Source organism: Flavobacterium rhizophilum (assembly GCF_046000485.1).
Classification (GTDB): Bacteria; Bacteroidota; Bacteroidia; order Flavobacteriales; family Flavobacteriaceae; genus Flavobacterium; species Flavobacterium rhizophilum.
In genome coordinates, this window is record NZ_JBELQB010000002.1 from 377,186 (window position 1) to 392,986 (window position 15,801).

Here is a 15,801-nt window from a genome sequence, read left to right on the forward strand (position 1 = left end):
TTAGTTTGTTCTTCTTTGAAGGTAAACCCAACCGGTTACCTGTTTCCCTGCAGAGAGCGTTGCTACATAATAGTAGGTCCCTGTAGGAAGTTCTCCTTTGTCAGACTGTCCATGCCACTCGTTGAGATAGCCATCTCTATCATATACTTTAAGTCCGTACCTATTAAATATTTTTAGGTTTTGTACTCCAAGGTTAGACAAGTCAAATTCATTATTAAAATCATCATCTCCCGGCGATATCCCTTTTGGGATCCTGCAATAGGTATTTTCAATATTTACAGATGCCGTTACACTACATCCATCAGGATTTGTAACTTCTACAGTATAAATACCTACCGGCATTTCTGATATTATAATTTGTGTACCCACTGCATTATATCCTTCGGGACCTGTCCAATTAAATAAATAACCGTCAAGCTCATCTGCGTTAGTTACCCACACACCATACTCAAAATCAATACATCCATTATCCAGTACTACTTCAAAAGCATTATTATTCTCGGTTACATTAAACGACTCTTCGGTCATACAACCCTCATTACTTACCTCAACCTTATATACTCCGGTTTCATATATTGTAATATCGGCTGCATTTACTCCGCTTAATAAAGCATCATCATAATACCATTGGTAGCTTGCCATTGCTTCATCAAAATTTACAGCAACAACACTAAGGAGTCCTTCCTGTCCTTCGCACAATGTTCCATCTCCCTGTAACTCAAACTGAGGCAACGGTCTCACATTTACATTTACTGTAGCTATGTTAGAAGCACAACCGTTAACCACAGCTCTTACTTCATAAATACCTGCTGCGGTAAGACCCGCATTTTGAATAGCAGGATTTTGTACCGAAGTTGTAAATCCGTTAGGGCCTGTCCACTCGTAAACTGCATTTGGCACATCTGTAGCTGTGAACTGAATCATTTCTCCTTCACATACTCCATTTACAGGAGCTACCTGAGGAGCTTCGGGAATATCTCTTAATTCAAAAGTTATAACAGCTTCATCTGCAGCATTACACATACCTGTTACCATGTACCTGAACTCATAAACGCCTTCGGGCAAATCAGTAATATCAAGAATACCATCTGTTAAGGCTCCCGTACCACTCATATCACTCCATACCCCGCCTTCATCATGCGGATTACTTAAATAAGCTTCGAGATTTACAGCCTGTCCGTCATTACAATATAAAACAGTACTATCATCACCGGCATTTAACCCTGACGAAGGCTCCACAACATATTGAAGAGTTTGATTCATACACGAAACCGGATTAGAGGTAGAAATCCTTACATAATAGGTTCCGATATCATTACTTTCACTAAACGGAGTAAATTCGAGGTTACTTGAAGTACTTAAAATAGTATCAGGGTCTTCTCCTTTATACCATTCATAACTAAGGAAAGAAAAAGGTGGCACAGAAAGTAATCCGTTTTGACCATCACACAGGCCAGAGCCTTCAATTTCAATAGGGTCTGCTTCATTTATATCAATCTGCGCAGTCCTATAGTTTCCACAATCATCAGTTATCCTCATAGTATATACCGCAGCTTCCAATTCTGAGAAAATATTAGACTCCCCATTATCAGCATTAAAAGGATCTCCGTCTTTCTGGATAATACTATATGTTAAAGGAGGCATTCCCTCAGCCATCACCGCTACTTCAGCCAGACCATCATCACAAGGGAAGCTGTATATGTCGAAAATTTTAGGGCCTCCCATAAAATAGAATTCATGTAAAACCTCAAAGCACTTAAAGTTGGTTGAAATACCATTACTGTAGGTATAGAATGATTTTACTACCCTGAACTGCCCGCTAAAAGCAAGGTTTATATTATTTGCATTATTAATTAGCGCTAACGAGTTAGCCTCTGTTGGAGGTGTAGCTTCCTCATATGGTTCTCCTGTTTGAGGATGCCCCCAACCTCCTGTTAGGGGATAATATTTTTGCAGGAAAAACTGCTGGGTTTGTGTACCGTTACTGGCATTTTGAATATTAAGTTCAAAAGAGCCACAATTCTCGGTTAATGTATAACTGTTTACCGATTTATGATACCCTTCAACTGTTACATCTACACTTATTGTACCGCCACAGGTATTTGAAAATGTAAATACATAATCTCCTTCCGGCAAGGTATTCATATAAAAATTACCGTTTGTACTTATATTAAATGTAACATCATAAGGAGTCGCCTGAGTAAATGCTGCCGGGGCCGACTCTATCACAGCAATTGTTAAATCAGTGCCTACTCCATCTACCTTTATAGAACCATAACCTTCATCACAGCCTGGCCTTTGTTCTACACTAACACTAAATGAGGAAGGGCTTGCTAAAACTTCCTTTGTATACGTAAAACCGCAAGAATCGGTTATTTCAAAAACATAAACTCCAAACAGTACATTGTTCATTAATACCTTTCCTTCATCCGTTATATAAGGCCCAAGATCCTCCGGCAGAGTTTCAGGATATCCTACTGGAGCGCTTAGAAGTGTTGCTTCTGTAATTAATCTTGTAGGCACTTCCAACTCTATGGAGACTCCGTCACATCCTACACTTTGGGTTACTACTGATACATCCAGTTCCGGCACATCGAGCTCAAAATCTATAACAGCTACATGTCCGCAACCATCTGTAACGGCTACACTATACTCTCCTATGGGCAGAGGATTTGATTCAGAACCATATACAATATCTTCAACAGTATTGAAGTTGGGATGAAGTGTACTGAAATCAGAAGGAATAAAACCGTTAGGTGCCGAGAGAAACTCAATACTGAAAGGCTCCATATAATTTATAAACTGAAAACCAAAAGTAAATCCGTCACAACCAAACACCTCCTGTATCCCAACCCCTGCAAAGGCAGGTGATATAACAATATCATTAAGCGTATATACATTTCCGCAGGCGTCAACCGCTGTTATATCATAACTATATTCCTGTCCGTTATAAAACGGAATATTTACTTCAGAAGAACCCTCAATTTCAGAAGTCACTATAACAGGAGTACCTCCGCCTGGAGGGTAAACCGTATAGGTAAATGAAACGGGAGATGCTAAAGCATAGCCTGCAGGAGGGCCAAACAAATGAAAAATTGTTATAGTATTACAATCCAGCAAAGGATTGGGGCTAAAATTAGTTTGATCACTTATAACCAAACCCGGGGGTGTTTGTATTAACTGTACCGATACCACAACCGCATCACCACAAATATCATGTACCCTTACCTGATATAAACCTGCGGGTAAATTATTAAAAACATTAGAGACCTGTAACGGCCTTGTTACCGGACCCGCAAAAATTTCATAAGACACCGCCGTACCCGAAGTTACATTTACCGTAATACGCCCATCATTACCACATATTGCATTTTTTAATTCAAAAAGATAAGTAAGCTCTACAGTCTCGTCACTAATAGTAACATTTTGTGTTTGTGTGTTTGACTGACCTGATAATGATTGTGTAGCCACTACCATATAATCCCCGGCCTGAAGATTATTATAGCCTGAAGAAGTAGTAATTCCTATAGGAGTGGTAGTATCAGGCAAAAGATATATGGTATAATCCATATTTGCCGATGGGTTTACCCCCGATACCGAAAAACTCAAAGTACCATTACCCAAACAGGTTTGTGCAGTTGGGGTAACCGTTAAAGTAAAATCAGGTAACTGTGCAAAAGTTGCCATACTAAACAATAGAAGCGAAAACATAAAAAGTAATCGCTTTACAGTAAGGCTTATGTTCATTATATAGCGGTTTTGTTGGTTGTTCCAAGCAAGCACATGCCATTAAGCATTCACGTAGTGTCTACTACAATAAACATTTACAGCAGTGTAAGCTCTTATTGTATAAGATGCTGTTCACCGTACAAATAGTTGTAACCTTTATCGCTATTAATTGTTAAAAAACAACTTCGGTTAAACCCGCAATAAATAAAAACAAAGAAAAGGTCATAGATATAATCAGCACATTCAGCCTTTATAAAAAAGGAATCATATAATCCATGAAACAGTTATGAACTGACAAATCTTTTTCAAGCTATTTTATTGGTTTTCAGAAATAAATATAAAACATTAGCGCTTAATTTCTTAATTAAACGTTAAATTTAACAAAATAGCCTAGCTTGAAATTTATTGGTTTTTGGTAACAATAGCAGTAATCTTCTTTATTTCCTGCTCTTTTTCCTTAGGGTAAATAAGTAATATATCGTCACGATCCACCACTATATAATTATCCAGCCCATCAATAACGACAGTTTTGTCAGAATCAGTACGGATAATATTGTTTGTAGCGTTTTCAAGAAAAACCCTGGCGTTAACAACGGCATTATTATTCTCATCCTTACCAAGTTTTTCATGTAGTGATCCCCATGTACCAAGGTCATTCCAGTCAAACGAAGCGGGAAGGACATATACATTTTCTGCATTCTCCATTAAAGCATAGTCAATAGATATATTATCGGCCTTAACATAGTTCTCCTCAATAAATTCTTTTTCCTCAGGGTTATTATAATGTTCGTAACCGGCATCAAACAGTTCGTACATTTTAGGCTGGAATTTTACAAAGGCATTTAATACCGACTCTACCGTCCATATAAAAATACCTGCATTCCATAAAAAGTTACCACTGTTTAAAAATTCTTTTGCTGTTTTATAATCAGGTTTCTCCCTAAACTGAGATACTTTTTTAATCAAATTGGTATCCTGTTTATTGTACTCAATATAACCATAACCTGTATTAGGGAAAGTTGGCTGAATACCCAAGGTCATTAAAACTTCCTGTTTCAAAGCGCAGTCAAAAGCCTTTTGAACATTATCCAGAAAAGCATCTTCATCCTCAATCCAGTGATCGCTTGGTGCTACTACCATAACAGCATTAGGATTAAGTTTCTTAATCTTCAAAGTAGCATATAAAATACACGGGGCCGTGTTTCTCATAGCCGGTTCCAGCACCATCTGCTCCGGAGATAAATCAGGAAGCTGTTCCAGTACAAGATCGTTATATATATCGTTTGTTAAAACAAGTATATTTTCTTTAGGGATTAATTTAGATAGCCTTGAAAAAGTTTTTTGAATAAGTGTTTCACCAGTACCCAGCATGTCATGAAACTGTTTAGGGAACTGAACCGTACTTACAGGCCAAAAACGAGAACCTACTCCTCCAGCCATTAAAACAGCGTAATAATTTTCGTTCATTGTATGGTAATCGTTTTTTGTATTAATATAAAGTTTTTAATTTTAAAATCAATTTCAAGGTGCTTTTATCTCTATTTAACTATTAATGTGGCAGTAGCTCAACCTCGGCATTAGGATTAAACAAATAAACCTTACCGGTGCTAATCTCCAGACATTCATACCGTTTAACCCTTTGCGCACCTTTACGGAATATTTTACCGTTGTGGATACGGAAATTACTGCCATACGGAATTTCAAAAATATAATTTTTATCCGATACTTCATCAAATTGCTTAAGGGCAATTGATAGTGTAGCATCGGTATCACTACTGGCTTTAGGGTTTCTGAAATGCCTTGCCAGCAAGGGCAGCAACTGTCCCGGAAAAATCTCGGGGCGTATAAAAGGAACCATTAGTTTTTGAAAAGTTAACTTCCATTCCATGCCGTGAGGTTTGATATTTCGTCCGTACTTTTCAAACGCTACCAAATGGGCTATTTCATGAATCAATGTCATAAGGAACCTGTATTTATTAAGACTCCCGTTAACTGTAATCTGATGATAACCGTTTGCATCCCTGCGATAGTCACCATGCCGTGTAACCCTATCGTTTACTATTTTAAGATGAACGCCATATTCCCTAATCAGCTCAAAAACGCTGTCTACGGCGTGCTCAGGCAAATAAGGCTCAATTACATGTTTCACTTAAAATTATTTCTTTATGGTGTACTTGAAGAAACCTCAAGTACTTTTCCGTTATAGTATTTATTACCTGTTAAGGCAAAATCATAAATATAGTTAGCCATCTCTACAGCCGAAAGAGGTGCCTCATAACCCGGGAATGCTTCCTGAAGCATTTCGGTATTTACCGCGCCAAGAGCAAGCACATTAAAGGCTATTCCCTGTTCTTTATACTCCTCTGCCAAAAGCTCTGATAAGGTTATCACAGCCCCTTTACTTGAACTGTAAGCCGCAAGACCCGCAAACTTAACAGTGCCTTTTACTCCCCCAATACTGCTTATAGTAACCACATGGGCTCCTTTTTTCATAAAAGGAAGCACTACCCTGTTTAAGGCAGCTACACCAAACACGTTTACTTTGTATACATATTCAAACTCATGAGCGGTAATTTGTGTAAACGGCTTATTGATAAGTGCACCGGCATTGTGTATCAAAACATCTACGCTATGCCAAGTGCTGGCTATAAAATCTTGTACTTTTTGCAGATTATCTTCTTCAGAAATATCAACTGCAAGGCAGGAAATATTCTGGTTCTCTATAAAAGCCTGCGGAACTTTTCTGGAAATTGCCAATACCTTATGACCTGCATTTGCAAACTGCAGTGCCAGCTCATAACCTATCCCTCTACTTGTTCCTGTTATTATTATATTTTTCATTTAGTTCTTTAAAACAATTTCTCTGGTATCTGCATTAATCAGTTTCTCAGTAACCGGAATCATTTGCTGAATAAAATCGGTCATGTGTGCTGTATCCATTTCATCAAATTCATCACCCGGCTGGTGGTAATAATGGAAACTTTCCATATCAGTAGTACTGAATGTATGAGCCGGAATATTAAACTCCGAATAAAACGGATAGTTATCTGATGCCCTGAAAAGCTGATACTTTATTGCAAAATCATAATAGCCTATAAAAGTTTTTCCAGTGTACTCGTTTATTTTACTGGCAAGGTTAGATTTACCATACCCTGTCATAAAGGCAACCATGTCTTTTCCGGCAGGCATTGGTACACCTATCATCTCATAATTAAGCATAAGATAAACATCCATATTAGCCTGCTTTAATTTTGCCGAAAGATGTTTTGACCCTAACAGGCCTTTCTCTTCTGCCGAAAAGAAACAAAATAAAATACTTCGTTTATTGGTTTTCTCTTTAGCATAGTAGTTTACCAGTTCGGCTACCGCAGTAGTACCCGATGCATTATCATCGGCACCATTATAAATACTGTCACCCGCTACTGCCATCCCTATACCCACATGATCATAATGAGCACCAATTACCACAACCTCATTTTTAAGTTTAGGATCATTCCCTTCAAGATACCCTACTATATTGTAAGCCGGTTTAGGAAAGTTAGACAATGTATCCCTATATGTGGCAAAGTAAGGTTTTATACTGTTTTTAGCAAAAACATCTTCAAGATACAATGCAGCTTTTTCAATACCTTCACTACCACTGTCACGCCCCTCAAGCTCATCTGAAGTTAAAAACTTAAGTGTAGTTATTACACTTTCCTCACTAACCTGATAGTTTTCAGGATTGCTTTTTTTTACAGCACAAGATGTTAAGAGCGCTATTAACGATGCGCTTAAAAAAACGGCTTTTTTCATTATCTTTTGTTTTGTTTTGCTAAAATACTAAAAAACAACTGCTATACCTAAAGGGTTTTTTATACTTGACTATGTTGCCAAAAAAAATCCGTCCTGATAACCAGAACGGATTTTATATAATAAATGACCTGTAATTTATGCAAGCATAGTTACAGGATTCTCAATATATTGTTTAAGTGTTTGCAGGAACTGAGCACCTGTAGCACCATCAATAGTACGGTGATCACAAGTAAGCGTTACTGTCATAGTATTACCTACTACAATTTGACCGTCCTTAACAACCGGTTTCTGTACAATAGCACCTACAGAAAGGATTGCCGAGTTAGGTTGGTTAATAATAGAAGTAAACTCCTGAATACCAAACATACCTAAGTTAGAAACGGTAAACGTACTACCATCCATCTCTGCCGGCGTAAGTTTTTTGCTTCTTGCTTTTCCTGCAAGATCTTTCACGTTACCACCTATTTGAGAAAGACTCATTAAGTCTGTAAACGGAAGTACAGGAACTACAAGTCCGTCTTCTACAGCTACAGCAACACCAATACTAATGTGTTTATTATATATAGTAACATCATCTTTCCACTGTGTATTTACCTGTGGATGTTTGCGAAGTGCCATTGCACTTGCTTTGATTACCATATCGTTAAACGACACTTTAGTATCTGGTACAGCATTGATTAAAGCACGGCTTGCGATAGCATTATCCATATCAAGCTCTATAGTAAGACTGTATTCAGGTGCAGTGAATTTAGACTCTGCAAGACGACGCGCAATAGTTTTACGCATCTGGTTATTTTTAACTTCCTCTCTGCTAACCTCACCTGCAGGAACAAATGGTTTTGCAGCTGGTGCAGTAGGAGCTTGAGCAGCAGTGGTCTGAGTAGCAGGCGCAGCCAGCGCAGCAGCAGGAGTAAAGTTTTCAATGTCTTTCTTAACGATTCTTCCGTTTTCACCTGTACCTTTTACCTGACCAAGGTTTATACCTTTTTCTTCAGCAATTTTACGGGCTAACGGAGAAGCAAAAATTCTACCACCATCATTAGTTACAGCAGAAGCCTCAGCTTTAGGAGCTTCAGTAGTTTCTGTTTTAGACTCAGCTGGTTTTTCTTCTTCTTTTGCTTCAGTAGAACCACCGGTCTGAAAGTTTTCGGCAATACCGCTAACATCAGTACCTTCCGGACCTATTATTGCAAGAACACTGTCTACCGGAGCAGACTTACCTTCCTGAATTCCAACATATAAAAGTGTACCTTCATTGAAAGATTCAAACTCCATTGTAGCTTTATCGGTTTCAATTTCAGCAAGGATATCACCTTCCTCTACTTTATCACCCACTTTTTTAAGCCATGTAGCAACAGTACCTTCGGTCATGGTATCACTAAGACGAGGCATAGTAACCACCTTAACATCTTTAGGTAATTCTGCCGCAGGAGCCTTTTTCTCTTCAGCTTTTGGTGCAGCTTCTTCTTTTTTCTCCTCTGCAGCAGGTGCAGCAGAAGCACTTCCACCGTTTAGAAGACCTGAAATATCTTCACCTTCTTTACCGATGATTGCAAGAAGTGAATCAACCGGAGCCGACTCCCCTTCCTGTATTCCTATATGAAGTAATGTACCGGCATGAAACGACTCAAATTCCATAGTCGCTTTATCTGTTTCGATCTCTGCCAGTATATCTCCTTCTTCTATTTTATCTCCAACTTTTTTTAGCCACGTAGCCACAACCCCTTCGGTCATGGTATCACTTAATCGTGGCATTGTAATAATTTCTGCCATTTTTATTGTAATTTATGTGGTATAAAAGGATAGTTTTCCTGATCGTAAACAACGTCATACATAACGCTTAGATCCGGGTACGGAGAATCTTCTGCAAATTTCTCGCATTCAGCAACAAGATCTTTCACTCTCAGGTCGATTGTTTCAATCTCTTCTTCTGTAGCGTAGTTGTTTTCTTTGATAATATCAAGAACCTGAGTAATAGGGTCAATTTTTTTGTACTCCTCTACCTCTTCTTTAGTTCTGTAATGTTGAGCATCACTCATTGAGTGACCTCTGTAACGATACGTTTTCATTTCAAGGAAAGTTGGCCCTTCTCCTCTTCTTGCTCTTTCCATAGCCTCATGCATTGCCTCAGCCACTTTAACAGGATTCATACCGTCTACCGGCCCACATGGCATTTCATAGCCAAGACCAAGTTTCCAGATATCTGTATGGTTAGCAGTCCTCTCTACAGAAGTACCCATTGCATAACCGTTATTCTCTACAATAAACACTACAGGAAGTTTCCATAGCATTGCCATGTTGAAAGCTTCGTGAAGTGATCCCTGGCGTGCAGCACCATCACCAAAATAAGTAAGGGTAACACCTCCTGTTTCAAAATATTTATCGGCAAAAGCGATACCTGCTCCAACAGGAATTTGAGCTCCTACAATACCATGACCTCCATAAAACCCATGCTCCTTTGAGAAGATATGCATAGATCCTCCAAGACCTTTTGATGTACCTGTACCTTTACCTAAAAGTTCTGCCATTACTCTTCTTGGGTCTACACCCATACCTATTGGCTGAACGTGGTTACGGTAAGCAGTAATCATTTTATCCTTTGAAAGGTCCATTGCATGAAGGGCTCCGGCAAGTACTGCCTCCTGGCCATTATATAAGTGAAGGAAACCTCTAACTTTCTGCTGTATGTATAAAGCAGCAAGTTTGTCTTCAAACTTTCTCCAAAACTGCATGTCTTCATACCATTTCAGATAAACTTCTTTTGTAATTTCTTTCATTTCCTAATAGATGTTGCTAAATGTGTTCTTTAAAAAATTTGATTGTGACGCAAAAAGTTTCCTCACACAAATTTGCGAATTGCAAAAATAACACATCCCGTTAATAACTAAAAAAATAAATCAAAGTATTTTAGGCTTTTTTTTGCACTACAAAATAAAAAAGGGATTTGCAATAAATCCCTTTTTTATTTACTGTTATGATTAACTACTAATATTCGTCGTAGTCGTCTCCAAAGTTAAATGACAGTGAAAAACGAAGTGTATTCTCAAGCGGGTTTCTTACCTGCGAAGCAGAGAATAAATAAGAAACATCTACCTTAACTACATTATACCTGAAACCTGCACCAAGCGATAAAAACTTACGCGCACCTTTCATTTCGCTTTCATTAAAATAACCTACTCTAAACATAAAGGCATCCTGATAGCTATATTCAGCACCTATAGAGTAAGTAACCTCTTTAAGTTCTTCGCTAAAACCATCGGGAGCATCTCCAAACGACTTAAACATACCCGAAACCCAACCTGTGTTTCTGTAATCCTGAAGATCTGAAGCATACTGAGCATTAGCAGCCGCAGTTTCATCCTGAGTAATTTCTCCGTCACCGTTAGAGTCTACCGGCTCAACCACTGCAGGAGGTGTAGGAACCAAAAGTTTAGTTAACTCTACATTCACTCCGATTTTATTGTACTCGTCAAAGATAAAGTCAAATCCACCACCTAACCTTAAGTTAGCCGGAAGGAAGTTTGCATTCTCTTCGCTATCATCATTATTATAATTGATTTTAGGCCCCATATTCTGGAAGTTAAAACCAGCTCTCCATCTACCGTCAAAATCAGAATAAGGAATCTCTTCAGACTGGTAGTAACCTGCTACATCAAAAGCAAATGTTGTTGCCGCACTGGCATCACCACCTCCTGCTGTTTCAGGAATTCTTAAATTAGAACTAATAAAACGACCTGCAACCGCCATAGAGAATCGCTCACTAAGCTTTAGTGAATATGATAAATCTAAAGCCAGTTCGTTAGGACTTCTTACAACAGGCACATCATCAGGATTTTGCCTAAGCTCAATATCCCCTAATCCAAAATAACGAAGACTGGCACCAAAAGCACTCCTATCGTTAAATCTGTTATAAAATGTTAGCTGGGCTAATGAAATATCGTTTGCAATATCAGTAAGATAAGGAGTATAACTCGCAGACCCTCCATACTCTTTAAGCGCAAAAGCATATTTTGCCGGGTTCCACTGCTGCGAATAAACATCTGCAGAAGTAGCAACCCCCTGGTCTGCCATACCCGCTGCTCTGGCATCTGCAGCAATCAGTAAAAAAGGAACACCTGTAGTAATTACTCTCTCTGTTTGTGTTTGAGCCTTTGCAATTTGCACTCCTAGAAGTACAAGAGCAAATAAAACTATTTTCTTCATTTTTTATTTTGAAAATTTTAAGGTAACAAATATAGTATTTTCTTATAGCAATACAAGTTTCTCATACTTTTCGGCTTTCTTATTTGTTGAAGCCGAGCGTACAGTGAGCTTATAAACATAAACTCCTTTACCAATGCGATCGCCAAAATCATCGCGCCCATCCCATTTTATATCCCTGCAAAGGAAACCTTCGGTAGTAACCGACTGATTAATGGTTTTAACCACTTTTCCACTTACGGTGAAAATCTGAACCTGCACATCAAGCGGCTCGTATGGTCTGTTATGGGTAAACCAAAACTCTGTATAACTTACAAAAGGGTTAGGATAATTAAGCACCTTTTCCAATCGTAACTCTTCATCGCCCACCACTACAAACTGTAACTCTGCCGTAACAGGATTATTGTACACATCCCAGGCTTTAAAAGTTAAAGTATGGAGTCCGGGCTCTAAACCACTAAACGGATATCTTAAACTACCATTAGTATAACTATCAACATTCGTTTCATAATAATCATTTAATATAAACGGATTTGTTTCATCTCCGTCGAGTACAGCTATTATATCGTGACCTATACCACTCGCCGTGTTTACACCGTGCTCATCTTCAAGAAAAGCAAGAAATATTGGCGAATCATTAGTAATTCCTCCCGATATAAACGACTCATCATTCATATACAACCTAACAGTAGGACCTGTAATATCTTCCTCCGCATTTTCATTTATACCTCCTACCTGTATGGAGTTATCATACCCGGTTTGATCTTCAAGCACATTACCTCTTTTGGAATAAAAACTCACCCTGCCGTTACCAACAGGTATACGTATATCGCGGGGAACAACGAAATTAAATTCAAACTGACCTCCTGTTACCGAAGCATTTCCCCTAAAAATCGCCTCTCCCAGTGTATTAAAATCATATTTTAAACTCTCATTTGTAGGCTCATCATTAGCCAGTGTTTGCCTTTGTATCTCCTTATCAAACACCGTAACCCCTAACTCTCCGTTATAGGTATTTAATGAATTACCCGCCTCATCAGTAACATGCCCTGTCATTTTCACAAAAGAAAGCGCCTCCAAAACCTCTCCCGCCTGACCAACAGGAATATCGTTAACAGCCGTTAACACTACCTTAGGCTTAGGAATTGCCAACATAAGAGCCGGATCACCTATATAAGAGATAACCCTTAAATTCTTATTTCCCAACTGAACTTTAGTCCTCCTCATAGCCTCTGCCATAGAAGGATAATCACCCCCATCAAACGCAAACAACTTTTCAGGCAGCAATCCGTTAAAATTAAAAGCCACACTTACAAATATAGAACGTGTTGTAGTAATAAGACCTATAGCCCCACCCGCACTGTTCCAATACAAATACTCACCACAGGTAGGCCTGTAAGGATTATCAAAACGCGTGAGTTCGCAGGTAACAGTAACAAACAAAGGATACTTGTATTGATTGTTTAGATTTTGAGCATCTGATTTTTCAAAAATCCTTTCAGCAGCCATACCATCTTCGCCGCCATGCCCCAAATAATTAACCACAAGAGCACCGTTATTAACCGTTCTTATTATCTGTTCTTTAGCCTGCGGATACCTAAACCCTCCCGATGACGACTCCTGAACATAAGAATCAGTATATATTTTTCTAATATTAATAAAAGGCCTATGCTCGATGATATCAGCATAAGCTCCTTCCATTATAGGAACAAAATTATCACCACCATCATCCAAATCATCAGACATAAGAACATATTCATTCCTCCATCGCCCATAAGACTCCTCATTAAGATACTGCTCCACCTTATCAACCATTTCCCTTGCCTGAGACATACTACTTACCGCCATACGCCCAACAGCCACATCCGCACCTATAGGGTCATTAAAAAGCACAGCGCCTTCCTCCGGATCCATAAGAGCAAAGAAGTCATCTGAAACAAATGTATTAGTTGAATTATAATTTGGTATAGAACCGGAAGGATCATACCCGTGAAGCGTAGGCACTATATTAGTATTATTAGGAATGCGATTTTTAAAATCGAACGACGCATCACCAAACAGGCAAACATATTTTATTTTATTTGCATCGCCAGATGCGTTATAATAAATATATTTCACTAGGTTTCTTATCGCAGCCACATCCTGCTTACCTGAAGAGAATTCCTGATAGATATTTTCAAGATTAACCACCTTAACATTAAGACCATTTCGCGACCTATGAATATTAGCCAACCTTTCAGCTTCAGAATTCAATGATGCAGGAGTAACGATAAGATAATCTATATCCTCAAACTGCCCCTGACCACCATTAAATATAGTCCCTTTTATATTTTGGTTGGCCACCCTGGCCTGACTCTCCCTTAAAGGAGTATAAAAATTTGAAGACACCACAGTAACATACTGCCTCACCTCTCCTGACTCTGCCTTGAATGAAAACTGACTTTGCCCTCCTTCATTCACATATTTACTTACATTATATATATCGGTAATATCCCAAACCTCACTTATCCCGGAAGCATTAGACATTTGATACTCTAAAACCCCAAGATTACCCGAAGCTGCATTATACCTAAACCTAAATTGAGAACCATTACCTTTTAAAAAACGTTTTGCTTTTAGAATAATATAGTCTAACCAGGCATTAGACCCCGGCACCCCACCATTGCTATAAGAAAGATTAACAGTTATTGTACCCCCGGCAGGAGTAAATGTAGCCGTATAACCGTTATTCCCTCCTGTACCATCTTCTGCCGCATCATGTTCCTGAGCAGCAGCAAAAGATATTACACCCAAATTTTGAGCATTAGCCATAACTGTCATTGAGGTTGGCACCACTGAATAGGCCGCTGCATTAACAGTTATCGAAACCGGCGTACTTAAGTCTATATCAGGAACAGAAAATTCAAAATCCTGACTATTATTAACATTAAATTGCTCACCATGCCATTTCCTGCCTATTCTACCTATATTGACCAAATCCTCTTCATGATAATAGTAATCATCAAAAGAAGTCACTGTTGTAGTAACGGGATCTGTTGGCTGAATTTGAGTAGTTATACGCTTCCCTTCACCTCCCTGCGAAGTAACATAATAATACGATCTGTCAGCAAACAGGTTTGAATGGGTTTGACTTTCGGCATTCCAGTTATCAACACCCTCAGCATAGAAAAGTATATAATCAGAATCTCCAAAATTACCATCTTCCTCCCCTATAAAAGCAATAGCATTTTCAGCCAGATCATCAGGATAAGGAATACTGTTTCGCAACGGAAGCATTCGCCCTCCGTTACCGTATATCTTAATCCGTCTCGGATCAACATTAACATTAACACCAAGCTGCTGCAAAAAACTTTTGGATATTTTATAAACCCCAGATCGCTCCACATAAAACCTATGCCATTCACCCGAAGATAAAACCGAGTTAGTTACAACCTGAACATCTTTAGTATTAAACCTACGCGCTCCTGTAGTAAAGGAATAGGAAAACGATTTTACTCTTTTATACCCTGAACCATCTTTAATAATAGGAGACAGATACAAATCAGCATACCAGTCATGACGGGCATGAGACGATACAATATTAGGCTTTAAGGATATAGGTATTTTTTGCAAGTCAAGCACACCCAGTTTTTCTAAAGCAACACTCTCATATACCACATTCGTAATCTGCAATGAAGAAGCATTAACATAACCGCTAACCGGAATATTAAGCCTGAAAAACAATTCCTTAGTTAAATACCTGTAATCCATATTAACATAGTCAAACTGAGGAATCGATACGACTACCCTATCGGTAACCGTATACTTTTCACCGTCTTTCCAGTTAATACTAACAGTACTTTGCTGACCAAAGGAAAGTAAAGAAAATAGTAATATAATAAGGAGTAAATTCTTTTTCATCAATTGTGACAACGCAAATAGTAAAAATATATTACGATACAGAAAAACTTTTTTTTCTAATAAACGATTGCAATATTACTTCAAATAGCGCGTTATTTAAAGACACTATTAACATAATTTTGGAATTTTATTAAAAATTTTAAAAACGTGTTGCGGTTTAATGGTTAATTATTATAT

The 15,801-nt window shown here is 38.4% G+C and carries 9 protein-coding genes; all 9 read right to left on the bottom strand.

What is annotated here, in order from left to right; genetic code table 11:
- Complete coding sequence (locus ABS768_RS03905; protein WP_408073655.1) at nucleotides 1–3,747, bottom strand: T9SS type B sorting domain-containing protein; 3,747 nt, start codon at nucleotides 3,745–3,747, stop codon at nucleotides 1–3.
- A 384-nt stretch (nucleotides 3,748–4,131) separates the two neighbouring features.
- Entirely contained in the window at nucleotides 4,132–5,196 is a 1,065-nt protein-coding gene (locus ABS768_RS03910; protein WP_408073656.1) for a mannose-1-phosphate guanylyltransferase, read from the bottom strand.
- An 82-nt stretch (nucleotides 5,197–5,278) separates the two neighbouring features.
- Complete coding sequence (locus ABS768_RS03915) at nucleotides 5,279–5,878, bottom strand: SprT-like domain-containing protein (protein WP_408073657.1); 600 nt, start codon at nucleotides 5,876–5,878, stop codon at nucleotides 5,279–5,281.
- 14 nt (nucleotides 5,879–5,892) lie between these two features.
- Nucleotides 5,893–6,570, bottom strand: coding sequence for an SDR family NAD(P)-dependent oxidoreductase (locus ABS768_RS03920; protein WP_408073658.1), 678 nt, complete (start codon nucleotides 6,568–6,570; stop codon nucleotides 5,893–5,895).
- Nucleotides 6,571–7,524 carry a M28 family metallopeptidase gene (locus ABS768_RS03925; protein WP_408073659.1) on the bottom strand — a complete coding sequence of 318 codons (954 nt, stop codon included), beginning with the start codon at nucleotides 7,522–7,524 and terminating at the stop codon, nucleotides 6,571–6,573.
- A 135-nt stretch (nucleotides 7,525–7,659) separates the two neighbouring features.
- Complete coding sequence (locus ABS768_RS03930) at nucleotides 7,660–9,297, bottom strand: pyruvate dehydrogenase complex dihydrolipoamide acetyltransferase (RefSeq protein ID WP_408073660.1); 1,638 nt, start codon at nucleotides 9,295–9,297, stop codon at nucleotides 7,660–7,662.
- A 2-nt stretch (nucleotides 9,298–9,299) separates the two neighbouring features.
- The gene (pdhA, locus tag ABS768_RS03935; protein WP_408073661.1) at nucleotides 9,300–10,301 is read right to left on the bottom strand and encodes a pyruvate dehydrogenase (acetyl-transferring) E1 component subunit alpha; all 1,002 of its coding nucleotides are present in this window, start codon (nucleotides 10,299–10,301) and stop codon (nucleotides 9,300–9,302) included.
- 208 nt (nucleotides 10,302–10,509) lie between these two features.
- Nucleotides 10,510–11,727: a type IX secretion system outer membrane channel protein PorV gene (porV, locus tag ABS768_RS03940; protein ID WP_408073662.1), complete on the bottom strand. Its 1,218-nt coding sequence runs from the start codon at nucleotides 11,725–11,727 to the stop codon at nucleotides 10,510–10,512.
- A gap of 42 nt (nucleotides 11,728–11,769) precedes the next feature.
- Nucleotides 11,770–15,624, bottom strand: coding sequence for a type IX secretion system sortase PorU (gene porU, locus ABS768_RS03945; protein WP_408073663.1), 3,855 nt, complete (start codon nucleotides 15,622–15,624; stop codon nucleotides 11,770–11,772).
- Nucleotides 15,625–15,801: the final 177 nt, after the last annotated feature.

Bases quoted from the DNA above. Each gene is read 5' to 3' on its own strand.
- ABS768_RS03905 (WP_408073655.1), bottom strand. From the start codon at position 3,747: ATGAACATAAGCCTTACTGTAAAGCGATTACTTTTTATGTTTTCGCTT.
- ABS768_RS03910 (WP_408073656.1), bottom strand. From the start codon at position 5,196: ATGAACGAAAATTATTACGCTGTTTTAATGGCTGGAGGAGTAGGTTCT.
- ABS768_RS03920 (WP_408073658.1), bottom strand. From the start codon at position 6,570: ATGAAAAATATAATAATAACAGGAACAAGTAGAGGGATAGGTTATGAG.
- ABS768_RS03925 (WP_408073659.1), bottom strand. From the start codon at position 7,524: ATGAAAAAAGCCGTTTTTTTAAGCGCATCGTTAATAGCGCTCTTAACA.
- ABS768_RS03930 (WP_408073660.1), bottom strand. From the start codon at position 9,297: ATGGCAGAAATTATTACAATGCCACGATTAAGTGATACCATGACCGAA.
- pdhA (WP_408073661.1), bottom strand. From the start codon at position 10,301: ATGAAAGAAATTACAAAAGAAGTTTATCTGAAATGGTATGAAGACATG.
- porV (WP_408073662.1), bottom strand. From the start codon at position 11,727: ATGAAGAAAATAGTTTTATTTGCTCTTGTACTTCTAGGAGTGCAAATT.
- porU (WP_408073663.1), bottom strand. From the start codon at position 15,624: ATGAAAAAGAATTTACTCCTTATTATATTACTATTTTCTTTACTTTCC.